General features: G+C 66.2%; 18 protein-coding genes. 8 read left to right on the top strand and 10 right to left on the bottom strand.

The features are described 5' to 3' along the window. Positions 1–44: 44 nt before the first annotated feature. Both AC066Y_RS03750 and AC066Y_RS03745 read left to right on the top strand, forming a co-directional pair. Positions 45–344 carry a DUF3572 domain-containing protein gene (locus AC066Y_RS03750; protein ID WP_050425563.1) on the top strand — a complete coding sequence of 100 codons (300 nt, stop codon included), beginning with the start codon at positions 45–47 and terminating at the stop codon, positions 342–344. Further along, on the top strand, positions 323–1,639 hold the full coding sequence (locus tag AC066Y_RS03745; RefSeq protein WP_478272721.1) for a DNA polymerase IV: 1,317 nt from the start codon (positions 323–325) through the stop codon (positions 1,637–1,639). Before AC066Y_RS03750 ends, AC066Y_RS03745 begins: the two co-directional genes overlap by 22 nt. 188 nt (positions 1,640–1,827) lie before the next feature. Here the strand turns inward: AC066Y_RS03745 and AC066Y_RS03740 are convergent, their stop codons facing one another. Then, entirely contained in the window at positions 1,828–2,229 is a 402-nt protein-coding gene (locus tag AC066Y_RS03740; RefSeq protein ID WP_212318637.1) for a RidA family protein, read from the bottom strand. Between the two features lie 124 nt (positions 2,230–2,353). After that, complete coding sequence (locus AC066Y_RS03735; RefSeq protein ID WP_478272720.1) at positions 2,354–3,217, bottom strand: cell envelope integrity EipB family protein; 864 nt, start codon at positions 3,215–3,217, stop codon at positions 2,354–2,356. Positions 3,218–3,478: 261 nt separating this feature from the next. Here AC066Y_RS03735 and AC066Y_RS03730 point away from each other — a divergent pair, with 261 nt between their 5' ends. The 4 genes from AC066Y_RS03730 (at position 3,479) to AC066Y_RS03715 (ending at position 6,640) form a co-directional block, all read left to right on the top strand. Then, a complete protein-coding gene (locus tag AC066Y_RS03730; RefSeq protein ID WP_021078295.1) occupies positions 3,479–3,946 on the top strand; it encodes a RidA family protein in 468 nt (155 codons plus the stop codon). A 3-nt stretch (positions 3,947–3,949) separates the two neighbouring features. Then, complete coding sequence (locus AC066Y_RS03725) at positions 3,950–4,702, top strand: glycerophosphodiester phosphodiesterase (protein ID WP_478272719.1); 753 nt, start codon at positions 3,950–3,952, stop codon at positions 4,700–4,702. 155 nt (positions 4,703–4,857) lie between these two features. Then, entirely contained in the window at positions 4,858–6,108 is a 1,251-nt protein-coding gene (locus AC066Y_RS03720) for a GNAT family N-acetyltransferase (RefSeq protein WP_478272718.1), read from the top strand. A gap of 106 nt (positions 6,109–6,214) precedes the next feature. Beyond that, positions 6,215–6,640 (top strand): HIT domain-containing protein, encoded by a 426-nt coding sequence (locus AC066Y_RS03715; RefSeq protein ID WP_478272717.1) that lies wholly within the window; start codon positions 6,215–6,217, stop codon positions 6,638–6,640. Between the two features lie 104 nt (positions 6,641–6,744). Here AC066Y_RS03715 and tsaA read toward each other — a convergent pair whose 3' ends face one another. The 5 genes from tsaA to AC066Y_RS03690 all read right to left on the bottom strand — a co-directional run bounded on the left by tsaA (position 6,745) and on the right by AC066Y_RS03690 (position 10,663). After that, positions 6,745–7,236 carry a tRNA (N6-threonylcarbamoyladenosine(37)-N6)-methyltransferase TrmO gene (gene tsaA, locus AC066Y_RS03710; protein WP_092114822.1) on the bottom strand — a complete coding sequence of 164 codons (492 nt, stop codon included), beginning with the start codon at positions 7,234–7,236 and terminating at the stop codon, positions 6,745–6,747. A 3-nt stretch (positions 7,237–7,239) separates the two neighbouring features. Next, positions 7,240–8,220, bottom strand: a complete 981-nt coding sequence (locus AC066Y_RS03705; protein WP_478272716.1) for a Bug family tripartite tricarboxylate transporter substrate binding protein — start codon at positions 8,218–8,220, stop codon at positions 7,240–7,242. A gap of 60 nt (positions 8,221–8,280) precedes the next feature. Continuing rightward, a complete protein-coding gene (locus AC066Y_RS03700) occupies positions 8,281–8,625 on the bottom strand; it encodes an AzlD domain-containing protein (protein ID WP_478272715.1) in 345 nt (114 codons plus the stop codon). Continuing rightward, positions 8,622–9,374 carry an AzlC family ABC transporter permease gene (locus tag AC066Y_RS03695; protein ID WP_207830035.1) on the bottom strand — a complete coding sequence of 251 codons (753 nt, stop codon included), beginning with the start codon at positions 9,372–9,374 and terminating at the stop codon, positions 8,622–8,624. Before AC066Y_RS03695 ends, AC066Y_RS03700 begins: the two co-directional genes overlap by 4 nt. A gap of 185 nt (positions 9,375–9,559) precedes the next feature. Continuing rightward, a complete protein-coding gene (locus tag AC066Y_RS03690; protein WP_478272714.1) occupies positions 9,560–10,663 on the bottom strand; it encodes a transglycosylase SLT domain-containing protein in 1,104 nt (367 codons plus the stop codon). Between the two features lie 91 nt (positions 10,664–10,754). On the opposite strand from AC066Y_RS03690, the gene AC066Y_RS03685 reads away from it, so the two are divergent. Further along, on the top strand, positions 10,755–11,684 hold the full coding sequence (locus AC066Y_RS03685) for a glycine/sarcosine/betaine reductase selenoprotein B family protein (RefSeq protein WP_478272713.1): 930 nt from the start codon (positions 10,755–10,757) through the stop codon (positions 11,682–11,684). A 157-nt stretch (positions 11,685–11,841) separates the two neighbouring features. Here the strand turns inward: AC066Y_RS03685 and AC066Y_RS03680 are convergent, their stop codons facing one another. Further along, positions 11,842–12,846: a bile acid:sodium symporter family protein gene (locus AC066Y_RS03680; protein WP_478272712.1), complete on the bottom strand. Its 1,005-nt coding sequence runs from the start codon at positions 12,844–12,846 to the stop codon at positions 11,842–11,844. A gap of 104 nt (positions 12,847–12,950) precedes the next feature. On the opposite strand from AC066Y_RS03680, the gene AC066Y_RS03675 reads away from it, so the two are divergent. Next, positions 12,951–13,802, top strand: coding sequence for a LysR substrate-binding domain-containing protein (locus AC066Y_RS03675; protein WP_478272711.1), 852 nt, complete (start codon positions 12,951–12,953; stop codon positions 13,800–13,802). A 274-nt stretch (positions 13,803–14,076) separates the two neighbouring features. Here the strand turns inward: AC066Y_RS03675 and AC066Y_RS03670 are convergent, their stop codons facing one another. Together AC066Y_RS03670 and AC066Y_RS03665 are read right to left on the bottom strand one after the other, a co-directional pair. After that, positions 14,077–15,129, bottom strand: coding sequence for a phenylacetaldoxime dehydratase family protein (locus tag AC066Y_RS03670; RefSeq protein WP_478272710.1), 1,053 nt, complete (start codon positions 15,127–15,129; stop codon positions 14,077–14,079). A 35-nt stretch (positions 15,130–15,164) separates the two neighbouring features. After that, positions 15,165–16,175 (bottom strand): carbon-nitrogen hydrolase family protein, encoded by a 1,011-nt coding sequence (locus AC066Y_RS03665; RefSeq protein ID WP_478272709.1) that lies wholly within the window; start codon positions 16,173–16,175, stop codon positions 15,165–15,167. Between the last annotated feature and the right edge of the window lie 78 nt (positions 16,176–16,253).

Here is a 16,253-nt window from a genome sequence, read left to right as displayed (position 1 = left end):
CTCTCAATAGAGACCATAAGTTAACGGAAAGGCAAACCGGCGCGTTGAAAAAGCCTGTTCACAACCCCCGGGAAGTCGCTGAAATCGTTGCGATTCAGGCGCTCGGCTTCATTGCCGGCGATCCCGAGCGGCTGGGTCTGTTCCTGGCCGAAACCGGAATCGGTCCGGAGACGCTGCGGAACGCTGCGTCCAATCCTCAATTTCTTGCGAGCGTGCTCGATTTCGTGATGCGCGACGATGCCACCGTGAAGGCGTTCGCCGCAGCCTCCGAACTGCACCCGACTAACATCGCTGCCGCCCACCAGGTGCTGGGCGACCCGAAATGGGAGCGCGACGTGCCGTGACGACGGCAGCGCCAGCTCCCGACGGCCCCCTCAGTTTCTGCCGAGACTGCCTCGGCGATCTCGAAATCAAGGTGAAGCGATGCAGCCATTGCGGTTCGCCGCGGCTGGTGCGTCATCGCACCCTGCCTGCGCTGGCGCTGGCGCATATCGATTGCGACGCGTTCTATGCCACCGTCGAGAAGCGCGACAATCCTGAGATCGCCGACCGTCCCGTCATCATCGGCGGCGGCAAGCGCGGCGTGGTATCGGCTGCCTGCTACATCGCCCGCACCTACGGCGTCCGCTCGGCGATGCCGATGTTCAAGGCGCTGGAACTCTGCCCCGACGCCACCGTGATCCCGCCCGACATGGCGAAATATGTCCGGGTCGGGCGCGAGGTGCGCCAGGCGATGCAGGCGCTGACGCCGCTGGTCGAACCGCTGTCGATCGACGAGGCCTTCCTCGATCTCTCCGGCACCCAGCGCGTCCACGGCATGATCCCGGCCAAGGTGCTCGCCAGATTCGCCCGCGACGTCGAGCGCGATATCGGCATCACGGTGTCGGTCGGGCTGTCCTGCAACAAGTTCCTCGCCAAGATCGCCTCCGACCTCGACAAGCCCAGGGGCTTCGCCGCGCTCGACCAGGACGAAGCGCGCGAGATGCTGGCCAGCAAACCGGTCGGCTTCATCTACGGCGTCGGCCCTGCGACGCAGGAGAAGCTGGTGCAGCGCGGCTTCCGCGTCATCGCCGACCTGCAGCGCGCCGACGAGAATGAGCTGATGAAGCAGTTCGCCAGCGAAGGCCGCAGGCTGTGGCGGCTGGCGCGCGGCATCGACGACCGCAGCGTGGTCCCCGATCGCGGCGCCAAGACGATCTCGAGCGAGACCACCTTCGAGACCGACATCCGCGATTTTGCAATCCTGGAAAAGCTGCTCTGGAAGCTGTCGGAGAAGACCTCGGCGCGGCTGAAGAGCAGCGACCTCTCGGGCTGCACCATCACGCTGAAGCTGAAGACCGCCGACTTCCGCCAGCGCACGCGCTCGCAATCGATCCAGACGCCGACCCAGTTGGCCGCCAAGATCTTTGCGGTGACGCGCGAGATGCTGGCCAAGGAGATCGACGGCACCGCGTTCCGCCTGATGGGCGCCGGCGTCAGCGCGCTCCGCCCGGGCGCGCAGGCCAACGATTCCGACATGCTCGACCGCCGCTCGGCGCACGCCGAACGCGCGATCGACAATCTCCGCAAGAAGTTCGGCAACGCCGCCGTGATCCGGGGCATTGCCTATGAGGGACCGGGAAAGAACGCGGAGGATTAGCTCTCAGTTGACGTCATCCCCGCGCAAAGGCTTCGCCTTTGTCGCTGGAGGTGCGAGCCTTGCGGCGCAATTGCGCCGCTGGGCGGAGCCTCGAAGGATGCGCGGAAAGACTCGGGCCGTCGCCCTTCGAGACGCGCGCGATGCGCGCTCCTCAGGGTGACGGTACCTTCAGCGTCACGATGAGCTCATCAATCCGCGACGGCCACCGCCTCGATCTCGATCAGCCATTCCGGCGCCGCGAGCGCGGTGACGCCGACGAGCGTAGAGGCCGGCGGCTCCATGCCCTCGAAGAACGCCGAGCGCGCCTTGCCGATGATCGGGCGAAGCTCCGGCCTGTAACCGACGACGAAGGTCGTGATCTTGACGATGTTGGAATAACTCGCGCCGGCGGCTTTCAACGCCATGCCGAGATTCTGCATCACCTGCGTCGTCTGCGCGGCGAGATCGCCGGCACCGACCACCCGGCCCTCCTCGTCGACCGACACCTGCCCCGAAATGTAGATCGTGCGCGCGCCCGACGCGACCACGACGTGAGAGTAAGCCGGATTGTGATGCAGGCCGCTGGGGCGCAGATGGTCTGATTTGCTCATGAAGTGCCTCCCTGACACGCGTGTTTTGGGAAGCGTACTCGTGTCGGACGGTTCCGGCCAGAGCGGTCTCAGGCTTGCTCCGCTGTCGTCTCGGCGAAAGCCGGGACGACGCCGAATGGGTAGCTCACTTGCAGGGCTTGGAATCCCTGACGTCGAACTTGTCCAGCGCACCCGAGATCACGAAGTCGTTGTAATCCAGGACCAGCGCGCGGGAGACGCCGTTCTCGTAGAGCTCGAACGACATCGCGTAGACCGGCGTCTGCTCGCCATCCTTGGCGCGCGCGTCGCTGTCGTAGTAGCTCACCGTCACCGGCCAGCGCGTCATGGTCTTCATCGCATCGCTCGCGGTCGACGGATCGGGCGATGACGGCGCGCGGTCGCCGGCGATCGGCCGGCCGATCACGGTCAGCGTATTGTAGACCTTCTCGCCATTGTCTGAGCCGTCATAGACGGTCTGTTCGAGCACCGACTTACCGTCGCGGGCGGCCGCGATGATGTGCTGGATCTGCTCGGTCGGGAACACGATCTTGCCGTCGAGATTGAACGTCTTCTTCACCGGCTGGGTCAGCTTCACGGTGATATGATCGCCCACGCGCTCGGCGATGCCGTCGACCGGCGACGAGTCACTGTCGTTCATCCGCGTATCGATCTTGAAGCGGTAGCTCTTGCCCAACGCGTCCTCCCAGGACGTGGAGCGCAGATCGGACAGCGTCACTTTGCCCTCGCCGCTGTCGAGTTCGGACACCTGGCGGAATTCGGAGGTGTAGCCTTCGCAGGAGCTGCCGGAGAAATTGTACAGGATGCGCCCGCGCGCATCGCTGACCGAATTGGAGCCGCGCGATTTCACGAGGCTCAGATCGTACAGCGCCTGATGCGCCAGAAACGGCCCGCCGGCCGCAGCAGCCGCCCCATGAACCAGACCGGTTCCTGCGGCAACGGCGATCGTGAGCACCAGGGCACGCGACGGATTCCGAAACGGCAAGGTCATGGTTTTTCCTCGAGGAGGCAGGGATTCGCCACAATAGTGACGGTGGTATTGCGCCGCAACTGGGGCAAGTCTGACAAAATAGCAATGTAACAGCGAATTTGCCGTCTTTTCCGGCAGTTCTCCGTGCGATTCCGCACGTCACGGCCGCGCCGCCCCACCTTACCGTCGCTTGCAACCGGCGGCACGATGCGCGAAACAATCGAAACAAACTTGGCCCTGACCGCGTTTCAGGCTTCGTGCAAATCCAATTGAGGGACAAAAATGGCGGGTACCGTCGAACAGAAACTGGCGTCACAGGGCATCACACTTCCGGAGCCGACCTCCCCGGTCGCGAACTATGTCCCCTTCGTCCGCAGCGGAAACCTGTTGTTCGTCTCGGGCCAGGTCTGTTTCAACGCCGAAGGCAAGCTGATCGCCAAGGGCAAGCTCGGCGCCGGCGTCACGCTCGAGCAAGGCGTCGCCGCGGCGCAGGGCTGCGCGATCAACCTCTTGGCGCAGGTCAAGGCCGCGCTCGGCGATCTCGACAAGGTCGTGCGCGTGGTGCGGCTCGGCGGCTTCATCAACTCGGCGCCGGACTTCTTCGACGGACCGAAGGTGCTGAACGGCGCTTCCGACCTGATGGTCGCGGCGTTCGGCGACAAGGGCCGCCATGCCCGCACCACCGTCGGCGTCGCCTCGCTGCCCGCCGACGCCGCGGTCGAGGTCGAAGGCGTGTTCGAAGTCGCCTGATCGATGCGCGCCCCTGATTGGCTGACCAAACGGCCGGTCGCCCATCGCGGCCTGCACGATGCCGCACGCGGCGTCATCGAGAACATGCCGGCCGCGGCCAGTGCCGCGGTCGCCGGCAATTTCGCGATCGAGTGCGATATCCAGCTCGCCGCCGACGGAGAGGCGATGGTGCATCACGACGATGCGCTCGGCCGCCTCACCGAGGGTTCCGGCCTGCTGTCGACCAAGACCGCAGCCGAGCTGAAGGCGGTGACGTTCAAGGGCACCTCCGAGCAGATGATGACACTCGGCGATCTCTGCGCGCTGGTCGCTGGCCGCGTCCCGCTGGTGGTCGAGGTGAAGAGCCATTTCGACGGCGACCGCAAGCTGGTTCGGCGGATGGCCGAGGTGCTGTCGTCCTATTCCGGCCCTGTCGTCGGCATGTCGTTCGATCCCGACCAGGTGCTGGCACTGCGCGAGACCATGCCGAACCTGCCGCGCGGCATCACCGCCCAGCGCACCTATGACGACAGTTCCTGGACCAAGCTGACGCCGGCCCAGCGCGACGGCATGCTGTATCTGCGCCACGGCTTCAAGACCGAGCCGCATTTCGTTGCCTTCTGGGTCAACCAGCTCCCGGCGCCGGCGCCCTGGATCGCCCGCAACGTGTTCGGCTGCCCGCTGCTGGCCTGGACCGTGCGGACGGCGGAACAGCGCGAGCGCGCGACCCGCTACGCCGACCAGATGATCTTTGAGGGATTTGTGCCGGGAACCTGACATGTCGTCGGCAGTCTTGAACTCGTCGCTGCGACGCACGATCTTGTCGGGAGTTGGTCGTCATCGGCGATGGCGGAATGCGGAGCATGATCCGGAAGTGGAGCCAGCTGTTCCGGAAAGATCATGCTCAAAAGAGGCACCGGTCTTCACTCTCGATGGCGTCGTCTGAAATCACCCTAGAGGCTGTGGCTGACATCGGCGGCATTCCGGCCGCCGAATGGGACGCCTGCGCCAATCCGATGGCGGATGCGGACAGCATCCACAACCTCGACACGCTGGCCTCGCCCGGCTCCGCAAGCGGTTGCCAGACGGTCGCAAGTTCGAGCTATAACCCCTTCGTCTCCCACGCCTTTTTCGCCGCCGCAGAGGCCTCCAACTCGGCCTGCCCGCGGACCGGCTGGGGGCCGCGGCATCTGATCGCAAGACTCGATGGCCGGATCGTCGGCGTCGTGCCGTGTTATCTGAAATCGCACTCGCAGGGCGAATACGTGTTCGACCGCGGCTGGGCCGAGGCCTATCACCGCGCCGGCGGCAGCTACTATCCGAAGCTGCAGGTCTCCGTCCCCTTCACGCCCGCGACCGGGCCGCGGCTCCTGATCCGCGATGGTGTCGACCGCGAGGCGATTGGCTCGGCGCTGGCGCGGGGCCTGCGGGCGCTCTGCAGCGCCACTGAAGCCTCCTCCGTGCACGTCACCTTTGCCCGCGAGGACGAGGCAAAATTCCTCGGCGCACACGGCTTCCTGCAGCGAACCGACCAGCAGTTCCACTGGCACAATCAAGGCTACAAGAGCTTCGACGATTTCCTGGGATCGCTGAACTCGCGTCACCGCAAGGGCATCAAGCGCGAACGCCGTGAGGCGGTTACCGCCGGGATCACCATCCACTGGCTGACCGGCTCGGATATTACCGAGGACGCCTGGGACGCGTTCTTCGAGTTCTACATGGAGACCGGCTCGCGCAAATGGGGCCGGCCGTATCTCACCCGAGAATTCTTCTCGCTGATCGGCGAGAGCATGAGCCGGGACGTGCTGCTGGTCATGGCCAAGCGCAACGGCCGCTGGATCGCAGGTGCGATCAACTTCATCGGCTCGGATACGCTGTTCGGCCGCAACTGGGGCGCGATCGAGCACCACCCGTTCCTGCATTTCGAAGTCTGCTACTATCAGGCGATCGATTTCGCGGTTCAGCGCGGGCTCAAGGTGGTCGAAGCCGGCGCGCAGGGCGAGCACAAGCTGGCGCGCGGCTACCTGCCGCAGACCACCTATTCGGCGCATTTCATCGCCGATCCCGGATTGCGCCGGGCGATCGCCGATTACCTTAAGCGCGAGCGCGACTATGTCGCCGAGGTCGGCCGCGAGCTGGCCGAGGCCGGTCCGTTCCGCAAGACCGTCGACGACGACGCTTGACGTTTCAGCCGCGACCGAGACATTAAGGCATGATCCGGAAAAGTGTGACGCGGTTTTCCGAAACGATCATGCCTCAACAAAGAGCTAAATCCGAGGAGCCGCCGCCATGCCCGCCGCCTATGACATCAACAACCCCTTCGCAAAAATCCTGCGCGGCGAGTTTCCCTCCTACAAGGTCTACGAGAACGAGCACGTACTCGCCTTCCTCGACATCATGCCGCGCTCGCCCGGGCATACGCTTGTCATTCCAAAGGCCCCTGCCCGCAACATCCTCGACATCAAGGCGGACGACTACGCCCATGTCGCACGCGCCGCCCACAAGATCGCGGCTGCGGCGATGAAGGCGTTCGAGGCCGACGGCATCACCGTGCAGCAATTCAATGAGCCCGCCGGCGGCCAGGTCGTGTTCCACCTGCACATGCACGTGATGCCGCGCAAGGACGGCGTTGCGCTGCTGCCGCCTGCGAGCCACAAGGAAGACGGCAAGGTGCTGGAGGCGAATGCGGCGAAGCTGATCGCGGCGTTGAAGTAACCGCGCCGCGCATCCCGCCACGTAGCCCGGATGAGCGAAGCGACATCCGGGGCCCGTCTCGCCGTTCTTCCCGGATATCGCTGCGCTCATCCGGACTACAAATCTTACTCCGTCTCGAAATCCCCGGCCTGTGGCGGGGCCAGCGGGGTGAATTCGCAGCGGTCGGGCTTGACGTCGATCAGCGGCGTCTCGTCGAGGCAGTCGAGGCCGCGCACCAGGATGACGTTGCCCTCGACACCGACCAACTTGACGATCGAGGTCCCGATCGGGTTGGGGCGCACCGGCGAGCGCAGCGAGAAGGTGCCGCGGGTGCTGCCGTTGTTTTTCGGGCTCTGCAACACGATGTCGCGGCGCGACTGGTGCAGCCAGTACAGCACTTCGAGGTTCGAATAGAAATCGACGCCCTTGATCGCGGCGACCCAGGGCTCGAAGATCTCGAGCCGGCACACCGGACCGTCATGCCGCCCCTGCCGCGGCGTCGCCAGCCGCGAGGTCCAGGGCGTGCGGATACGGCCGATGAAGACGAGCCCGGCGTCGCGTGCCGTCGGCATATCGACGGCGACCTCGCCCTGGCGCAATTCCATTTCACGTACCATGTGTCAGTCCAACGATATGTTCAGCGCCTTGACCACGCCCGCCCACCGCGCGCGATCGGCACCTACGAATTTGTCGATCTCGGCCTGGCTCTTTACGCGCAGCGGCGGAAAACCGATCCTGACCAGCGAAGCGCGAAACGCCTCATCGTTCAAGGCCCGGTCGAGGCTCGCCTTGATCTTGCCCACGATGTCGTCAGGTACTTTCGACGGCGCTGCAATACCATACCAGACGCTGACCGCATAATCGGGGTAGCCGCTCTCGGCAATCGTCGGCAGATCGGGCAAGTCGGGGATGCGCTCGGTCGAGGTGACGGCGAGTGCGCGCAGCATGCCGGACTTGACCGGCGGCAGCGCGGTGCCGAGCGTGTCGAACATCAGCTGGATGTTGCCCGACAGGAGATCGGTCAGCGCGGGTCCGGCGCCCTTGTAGGGCACGTGGGTCATCTCGACGCCGGCCATCTGCTTGAACATCTCGCCGGCGAGGTGAACGGTGCCGCCGGTGCCGGCCGATCCGAAATTGAGTTTGCCGGGATTCTTCCTGGCGTAGGCGACGAACTCCGCGATCGTCTTTGCCGGGACGGACGGATGCACCTCCATGATCATCGGCGCATCCGTGATCACGGACAGCAGGCGGAAATCCCTGGCGGGATCGTAGGGCAGCTTCTTGTAGAGCAGCGGATTGAGCACGAAGATCGAAGCCGCCGTCACGAACAGCGTGTAGCCGTCGGGATCGGAGCGCGCCACCGCCTCGGCCCCGATCGCGCCCTGCGCGCCCGCCTTGTTCTCGACCACGACCACCTGTTTGAGATCGCGCCCGAGATATTCGCCGACGATGCGGCCGAGCACGTCGGTCGGGCCGCCCGCGGCGTAGGGCACCACGAGCTTGATCGGACGCGTCGGATAATCCGCGGCACGCGCAGGCAGCGCTGCGGTCAGCATGGCAGTCAGAGCCACGATGAAGGCCGATGATGCGCGCCGCTGCATGACGTTCCCCATTATTGTTTTCTTGGAGAACGAGAGTAACGGATAATGCGGTCGCCGCAATCAGCCGAGCCAGTATTTGCCTGACAGCATGACGATTTCGCCCACGATCACGCCGGCGAAGATCGATTTCCTCGCCAGCATGAACGCCACGAAGCCTGCGGCGACGGCGCTGTAGCGCAGCCAGTCCGGCACGCTGGCGAGCGCGCCCGGCGGCTGCACCACGATCTGCGCAATGATACCGGCGAGGATCGCGGTGGCGACCGCCCTCACCCAGACCAGCAGCTCGGAGTTCTCGTCGATGCCGCCGCCGAACCACAGGCCGAGCATGCGCCAGATCTGGTTGGGGATGACGCCGGCCACGAACAGGATCGCGAGCGCGTGCCAGTCGCCGATGAAGCTGCTCATGCGCCCGCCCTCACGATGCCCGCCCTCGCCCGGTGCACGCCATAGGCGATGGTTCCCGCGACGACGCCGCTGACCAGGATGTCGACGCCGCTGTTCAGCATCGCCGCCAGCGGGAACAGCAATAGTCCAAGCACCAGCGCGATGACGTCGGCGAGCTCGCGGCAGTTGCGCGCGGTGGAGAACAGGAAGGCGAGCGGAGTCAGCATCAGCATGCCGGCGGCCAATAGCGGCGTCAGGTTGGCCGCGAGCGTGTAGCCGATCGTGTTCGCGATCAGGCAGACCGACACCAGCCCGCAGCCGAGCCCGTGGATGAAGGCGATCCGCCTGTTGCGCGGCACCTGCGGCAGGAAGCGGAAGCATTCGACCCACAGTGTCACGGCCGTGAGGTGCGCCACCAGGATCAGATGCCGCCGCTTGGTGTCCTCGGTGCGCATCATCGGCAACACCGACACCACCATCGGAAACAGCCTGATCGCGCTGACGGTGACCGCGATGGCCGATTGCAGCACCGTGGCGCCGGAGCCGAGCGTCGTGATGACGATGATCTGCGCGGGGCCAGCCCAGACGAACGCCGTGCTCGCCAGGGTCCAGCCCAGCGAGAAGCCTGAATCATGCGCCAGCGCGCCGATGCCGAGATAGGTCGCGAACAGCACCAGCGTCAGCACGGTGGCGCCGATCGACCGCGCGCCCCACAGGAAGGCGCGGAACGAGGTCTGCCATTGCGGAGAATCGAGCGGAGGAAGCGCCACGGGAAGCCGGATGGTTTTGCAATGTCGGCGGCTTAGGGCGCAGACAACGCAGGGTCAAGCAATGGACGGCGCACGGCGGGTATGCGCCACGGTAGCCCGGATGAAGCGCAGCGCAATCCGGGACAAGCTCTCACCTATTGCAAGAGCGGCCCCGGATTTCGCTTCGCTCCATCCGGGCTACAGCATCACGCCCTGTTCTTCAGCACGAAGCACGCCCCGCCCGCCTTGCGGATGCGGTTGCACAGGCCGTCGGCCTCGGGGCGCGTGTCGGCGCCGATGCGCACCTGGTAGAACATCGCGCTGCCGCGGCTGCGCAGCCGCGAGCCGAGCAGGCTCGGATCCTGATCGCCGATCACGTTCGACAGCCGCTTAATGGCACGGGCATACATCGCAAGCGCCTTGTCGCGGCTGAAGCCGGCGGCGAGCTGCACGCCCCATACCTTGGCCGCCGACAGCGTGATGTGCTGCTCGAGCCCGGCCACGAACGGATTGGGCGCGCGCTTCAACAATGCCATCAGCTCACGGCAGCTCGTGGTCGGCGCACGCTGTGGCATCTTGCCGTTGCGGCCGGCGGCAGCCCAGTCGTCGACGCTCGAGCCGGTGATCGCGGAGACGTAGTTGCGCGTCTCCTGCGGCATGTAGCCGGAGCCGGCGAGCCAGTCCTGGATCCGGCGCGGGCCGGCATTGTAGGCGGCGGCCGCGAGGCCGAGATTGCCGAACTGGTTGCGCAGCTCGCTGAGGAATTCGGCCGACTTCGGCAGCGCCTGCACCGGATCGAGCGGATCAAGCAGCCCGCGCTCGCTGGCCGTGCCCGGCATGAACTGCGCGATGCCCTGCGCGCGCTGGCCACTCCGGGTCACGGGCCCGACCGCGTCGGCCTGGAAACGGCTTTCCTGCCAGATCACACGCGCGAAGAATTCGAGCGGCAAATCGTTCGCCCGCGCCGCCGACTCGATCATCAGGCACATCGCCTCGCGGGTGTCGCTCTCGCGCGCATCGTCTGCGGGCTTGTCGGTCGCGGCTGCGGGCGTCTCGGCAGGTGGCGCGGGCGCGTCTGCCGGAGGTGCGGCAGGTTTCCCGGCTGATGGCGTGGCCTGTTCACCCGGCAGCGGCGCTGGCTGCTCCGCCGGAGCGGCCGCGGGTTTCTCGGCGGGCTTGTCCGCGGGCGGCGTTCCGGGCTGCTCGGCGCCTGGCGACGGCGGCGGAGGTGCGGCAGGCGCGTCGTCCGCGCCGGCCGGCGACACCAGCAACACAAGAATGACCCATGCGGCGCAAAGACCTGGTCGCATCGCAAATCTGTTCCCGTGCGGCGCGGCTTGACACCGCAGGCTCGTGGTCTAGCTATGGACTGAAATCATGGCGCGCAAAAGGGAGCGCAAAATGGCCGCAGCCTCCGACGATCAAACAGGCTTTGCCCCCGACGACGACGCCCCGATCGGCTACATGAAGCGGACCCGCGATTATTACGCGGCGATCGGCTACACCACCCCCTACCGCTGGGCGCACTACACCTCCGCCCCGTTCCAGCCACTGAAGAAACCGCTGAGCCAGTCCCGCGTCGCCATCATCACGACCGCGGCGCCATTCGATCCCGCCCAGGGCGACCAGGGCCCGGGCGCAAAATACAATGGCGGGGCAAAATTCTATTCGGTCTATGACGGCGACACGTCGCAGCCGCACGATTTGCGGATTTCGCACATCGCCTACGACCGCACCCACACCACGGCGACCGACAGCGGCACCTGGTTCCCGCTGGCGCAACTCAAGCGCCTCGCCGCGGAAGGCAAGATCGGCGAGGTCGCGCCGCGCTTCTTCGGCGCACCGACCAACCGCAGCCACCGCGCCACCATCGAGACCGATGCGCCCGAAATCCTCAGGCGCTGCCGCGGCGACGAGGTCGACGCCGCAGTGCTGGTGCCGAACTGCCCGGTCTGCCACCAGACGGTCAGCCTGGTCGCGCGGCATCTCGAAGCCAACGGCATCCCGACCGTCGTGATGGGCTGCGCCAAGGACATCGTCGAGCACGCCGCGGTGCCCCGCTTCCTGTTCTCGGATTTCCCCCTCGGCAATTCCGCCGGCAAGCCGCATGACGAGGCCTCGCAGGCGTTTACGCTGGAACTGGCGCTGCGTGTACTTGAGCAAGCTCCCGGTCCGCAGACCACCGTGCAATCGCCGCTGCGCTGGAGCGAGGACGCGTCGTGGAAGCGCGATTACAGCAATGCCGATGCGCTGAGCGCCGAGGAACTCGCCCGCCTGCGCCGCGAGTTCGACGCGCAGAAGGAAATCGCGAAGGGCCTGCGCGTGGCGTGAGGCTTGGCGTGAAGACCCTTCGCTCACCTCACTAACAGCGTCATCGCCCGGCTCGACCGGGCGATCCAGTATTCCAGAGACACCAGTCGTTCACGGAGAAGCCGCGGCGTACTGGGTCCCCCGGTCAAGCCGGGGGACGACAGCGAGGGCGAAATGCCTACGCGTGCACCGGGGCGGCATCACGTGATGCCCCTTCCTCAGCCCCCGCATAACGACGCGCCAGCGCGGCACAGGTCATCAGCTGGATCTGGTGAAACAGCATCAGCGGCAGCACGATCAGGCCGACCGATTGCCCGGCGAGCAGCACGCTCGCCATCGGCAATCCGCTCGCCAGACTCTTCTTCGAGCCGCAGAACATGATGGCGATGCGGTCGGCGCGGGAGAAGCCGAGCAGCCGGCTGCCGAAATTGGTGATCAGCAGCACGATCGCCAGCAGCAGCGCATCGAGGCCGAGCACGATGGCCATCTGGCTCGCATTCACCTGGTGCCAGATGCCGTGGCTGACGCCATCGCTGAACGCGGTGTAGACGATCAAGAGGATCGAGCCGCGGTCGACCAGGCCAAGCATCGCATGGTGCCGCTCGACCCAGCGGCCGATCAGCGGCCTCGACAATTGTCCCGCCACGAACGGCAGCAGCAGCTGCACGACGATGTCGAGCGCGGCATTACCCGAGAACCCGCCATGGCTGGAGAGCAGCACGCCCGCCAGGAGCGGCGTCGCAACGATGCCGAGCAGATTGGAGGCGGTCGCCGAGCACAGCGCCGCCGACACATTGCCGTGCGCGATCGAGGTGAAGGCGACCGACGACTGTACCGTCGACGGCAGGATGCAAATCAGGATCACGCCCGCCCACAGTGCCGGCGTCAGCAGATGCGGCGCCAGCGCATGGGCTGCGAGCCCGAGCAGCGGGAACAGCGCGAAGGTCGACAGGAAGATCACCAGGTGCAGCCGCCAGTGCCGGGCGCCGACCAGCGCCTCGGTCGTCGACAGCCGGGCGCCGTGCAGGAAGAACAGCAGCGCGATCGCCACCTCGGTGGCATAGCCGCCGATCACGGTGCCCTGCCCGTGCAACGGCAGCAAGGTGGCGAGGCCAACCATACCGACGATGGCGGCGATGTAGGGGTCGACAGGCACAAATGAGCGCAGGCGGCTGATGGTCATGGTGGCTTCCTTTCCTCGACTGGAAGGTGCGCATCCCCGTGCCGATTGTGAACCGCGCTTACCGGTGTTATTATCATTGCGTTACGTAATGACGGATCGCCGCCATGCTCGACCCGACCCAGCTCGAAACCTTCCTCACGGTGGTGCAGACGCAGAATTTCACCGAGGCCGGCCGCCGCCTCGGCCTGAAGCAATCGACCGTGAGCCAGCACATCCGCAAGCTCGAGGCTGCCGCCGGGCGCCGCCTGTTCGTGCGCGACACCCATTCGGTGGTGCTCACCGCCGACGGCGAGGCGATGACGGGTTTTGCGCGCCCGATCCTGGAGGCCAATGCGCGCGCCCACGATTACTTCGCGGGGTCGCAGGTGCGCGGCAAGGTCCGGTTCGGCGCCGCGGAGGATTTTGCCAGTTCGCGCCTGCCCGATTTGCTGCGCGATTTCGTCCGGCGCCATCCGCAGGTCGATCTCGAGCTGACGATCGGCCTCAGCGCCGTGCTGTACCAGCAGCTCGACGCCGGCGAGCTCGATCTCGTACTCGGCAAGCGCCGGCCCGGCGACGCGCTGGGGCAACTGGTTTGGCAGGACCACCTGGTGTGGACCGCCGCGCCGGGCATGCGGCTCGATCCCGGCGAGCCGCTGCCCCTGATCCTCTACGCGCCGCCGAGCGTCAGCCGCAGCGTGGTGCTGGAGGCGATGGAGCGGTTCGGACGGCCCTGGCGCATCGTCTGCTCCAGCGGCAGTTTGAGCGGCCTGCGCGCCGCAGCACTCGCCGGGCTCGGCATCACCCCGCAGGCGCAGGGCCTGATCCCGGATGGACTCGAAGCGATGCCGGCGTCAGGCCTGCCGCCGCTCGGCAGCGTCGAGTTCGTGGTCCGCACCGCCCGCCGGACCAGACGCGGCCCGGCGGTCGAACTGGCGCAGGCCATCACGGAACGCGGCGGCCGGCTGCGGCCTTAGAAGTTTGGCTAGAACGGTCTGACGCCGCGGCCCTTCGGCTCAAGTGCTGCGGTCTCTGGAATACTCATCACCCGCATGCGCATGCGGGTGATGACGCTGAGCAAGCTGTGGGCGCCGGTACGATTTCGGAATAATAGAATAATGCCGCTGATTTGCCCGACGAGTCAAGTTGCCGTGTCGAACGCCCGCGGCCGCTGGCCCCTTTGCATGGGGTTGTTTTCGATATTTTGAATGCAGCTTCGATGCGGCCCCTGCTCGGACCCGGCGCCCCGCGTCAGGCGGATGGCGCCGCCGCGAGTTGCACCGCGTTGAGCATGCCGGTCCGTTCGTGGCAGCCGAGGTACTCGAAGAACTGCTCGTCGGCGGCGGCAACCGTGACCTCGTGATACAGCCTGAGTTTTGCAGCCGGTCCCAACGTCGACAGATACTTCATCGCCGCGCCGAAGATCCTGACATGGGTCGGATGCGACTCCGCCCAGCGCTCCAGCGCCGCGAGACTCTTCCACCAGCTCTGGCCGTAGGACTTTTCCGTCAGTCGTCCATCCGCGTCGACGACGCGCATGTAGCGGTTGGCGTAGCAGCCGATCGGCATGCCATCGTCGCGCAGGAAATCCATGCCCTCACGCAGCACCGGCTCGACATCGTCGAGATACATCTTGCGCTCCGACGCCTCGGTGTCGCTCCAGTCCTGCCCGGAGCGGATCAGGCAGAGATTGTCCTGCGCGACCACGCGGATGCGCGCGCCGTCGCGGATCACGCGCGGCTCGCCGCCGGGCGTCATCGCGTCGGTCTGCGACAGCGGAATGCGGTCGCGCATGCCGCCCCAGTAGGCATGCTCCTGCACCTCCCCGCTCATGCCGTCGGCAAGGACCGCGACGCCCTCGGGCCGGCCGAGCGACGAGAACAACGTCTCGTAGCGCGCAACATGCGGCCGCAGCACTTCGATGAAGCGGCCGACGCCATCGGTGGCGCCACCGCCGGTCCAGGCCGCGCGCGCGCCGGCGAACCAGGCGTCGAAACGCCCGGCATCGTCCCAATAGGCGACCGAGACGACGTTGGTGAAGCCGGCCTGGTCGACATATTGCGCACGATCCCAATGCGTCGGGCCGTTCTCGCCGGCAAAGCGCGTTGCGATCGATGCCAGCGCCTCGGCCACTGCTGCGGTCGGCTCGCCGCGAACCTGCACGCCGAAATAGGCCATGATGACGCGTGCGACCGCGGGCTTGTGGCGCGCGACGAACGAGGGATAAGGCGGCGCGTAATCGTCGGGCACGCGACGATGACGGGAGCGCGCCGTTTGCAGATGGGAAGGAATCGCGGATTCCATGGCAGTCGCCTCCGGTTGGATGTTGCCCTGATACGTTAGCTCGCGGCCGCGTCGACCTCCTCAAGACTGTCGAGCGGCAGCGCGAAGTGCTCGACGCGCTTCGACGGCTTCTTGTTCAGCAGCAGACGCGTGACGTCGGGCCGCGAATAATGCCCGGCCGGATCGGCGGCGTTCTTGGCGACGCCGATCGCGCCGAGATCGATATCGGCGAGCAGCAGCCCTTCCTGATCGGGCGGCAGCTTCTCGGCGAGCGAGCTGCCGTCTGGCCCGTAGATCGCAGCGTGTCCGCCGCCGACATGCAGCAGCGCGTGCTTGTCGTCGCGGTCGCACATCTCATCGATCATCGCCTGCGAGACCGTGGCGCAGGGCGCCAGCACGAAGCACGAGCCTTCAACGGCGTAGACCCGCGAGGCCGCGTTGTTGACCTCCCAGCCGAGCGCCGGCGCGAACGGATCGTACAGCGAGAAGCTCGGCCAGGCCGCGACATGCACCTGCTCGTTCTGGGCGTACATCGCGTATTTCGACAGCGGCTGCAGATGCTCCCAGCAGCACAGCGCGCCGAGGCGGCCGATGCCGGGGCGGTCGTGCACCGCAAGGTCGCTGCCGTCGCCCTCGCCGTAGACGGTGCGCTCGGCATGGGTCGGCCGCAGCTTGCGCCGCTTGGCGATGGTCTCGCCGTCGGGCCCGATCAGCCATTGCGCCAGATAGAGGCTGCCGCCGTCGCGCTCTGACAGGCCCAGCACCGCGGTCATACCGGCCTTCTTCACCGCCAGCCGCAGCTTCTCGGCCTGCGGGCTGTCATAGCTCAGCGAGTTATCGAAATAGCGCTGCACGAAGCCGCGCCCGATCGCCCAGGCCGGCGAGTCCAGCCAGATGTACCAGGGATAACCGGGGATAAAGGCCTCGGGGAACGCGATCAGTTTTGCACCCTTCGCGGCGGCCTCCTCGATCAGCGCAATGCTCTTGGCCACGGAGGCGTCGAGGTCGAGCCAGGCAGGGGCCGCCTGCACCACCGCAACGCGATATTTCGGATGTTCGATGCCCATGATGTCCTCCTCGTGGCCGGCGACGCGGGCCGGTTCGTACTTGATCGGGCCCAGCCGCCTCTGACATCATGCTGCCCC

This window comes from Bradyrhizobium sp. USDA3010, assembly GCF_056429065.1.
This window is presented reverse-complemented; position numbering and strand designations above follow the sequence as displayed.

Excerpts from the sequence above, each read along its gene's own strand:
- AC066Y_RS03745 (WP_478272721.1), top strand. The coding sequence starts at position 323 with ATGGGAGCGCGACGTGCCGTGACGACGGCAGCGCCAGCTCCCGACGGC.
- AC066Y_RS03740 (WP_212318637.1), bottom strand. The coding sequence starts at position 2,229 with ATGAGCAAATCAGACCATCTGCGCCCCAGCGGCCTGCATCACAATCCG.
- AC066Y_RS03735 (WP_478272720.1), bottom strand. The coding sequence starts at position 3,217 with ATGACCTTGCCGTTTCGGAATCCGTCGCGTGCCCTGGTGCTCACGATC.
- AC066Y_RS03730 (WP_021078295.1), top strand. The coding sequence starts at position 3,479 with ATGGCGGGTACCGTCGAACAGAAACTGGCGTCACAGGGCATCACACTT.
- AC066Y_RS03725 (WP_478272719.1), top strand. The coding sequence starts at position 3,950 with ATGCGCGCCCCTGATTGGCTGACCAAACGGCCGGTCGCCCATCGCGGC.
- AC066Y_RS03720 (WP_478272718.1), top strand. The coding sequence starts at position 4,858 with ATGGCGTCGTCTGAAATCACCCTAGAGGCTGTGGCTGACATCGGCGGC.
- AC066Y_RS03715 (WP_478272717.1), top strand. The coding sequence starts at position 6,215 with ATGCCCGCCGCCTATGACATCAACAACCCCTTCGCAAAAATCCTGCGC.
- tsaA (WP_092114822.1), bottom strand. The coding sequence starts at position 7,236 with ATGGTACGTGAAATGGAATTGCGCCAGGGCGAGGTCGCCGTCGATATG.
- AC066Y_RS03705 (WP_478272716.1), bottom strand. The coding sequence starts at position 8,220 with ATGCAGCGGCGCGCATCATCGGCCTTCATCGTGGCTCTGACTGCCATG.
- AC066Y_RS03700 (WP_478272715.1), bottom strand. The coding sequence starts at position 8,625 with ATGAGCAGCTTCATCGGCGACTGGCACGCGCTCGCGATCCTGTTCGTG.
- AC066Y_RS03690 (WP_478272714.1), bottom strand. The coding sequence starts at position 10,663 with ATGCGACCAGGTCTTTGCGCCGCATGGGTCATTCTTGTGTTGCTGGTG.
- AC066Y_RS03685 (WP_478272713.1), top strand. The coding sequence starts at position 10,755 with ATGGCCGCAGCCTCCGACGATCAAACAGGCTTTGCCCCCGACGACGAC.
- AC066Y_RS03680 (WP_478272712.1), bottom strand. The coding sequence starts at position 12,846 with ATGACCATCAGCCGCCTGCGCTCATTTGTGCCTGTCGACCCCTACATC.
- AC066Y_RS03675 (WP_478272711.1), top strand. The coding sequence starts at position 12,951 with ATGCTCGACCCGACCCAGCTCGAAACCTTCCTCACGGTGGTGCAGACG.
- AC066Y_RS03670 (WP_478272710.1), bottom strand. The coding sequence starts at position 15,129 with ATGGAATCCGCGATTCCTTCCCATCTGCAAACGGCGCGCTCCCGTCAT.
- AC066Y_RS03665 (WP_478272709.1), bottom strand. The coding sequence starts at position 16,175 with ATGGGCATCGAACATCCGAAATATCGCGTTGCGGTGGTGCAGGCGGCC.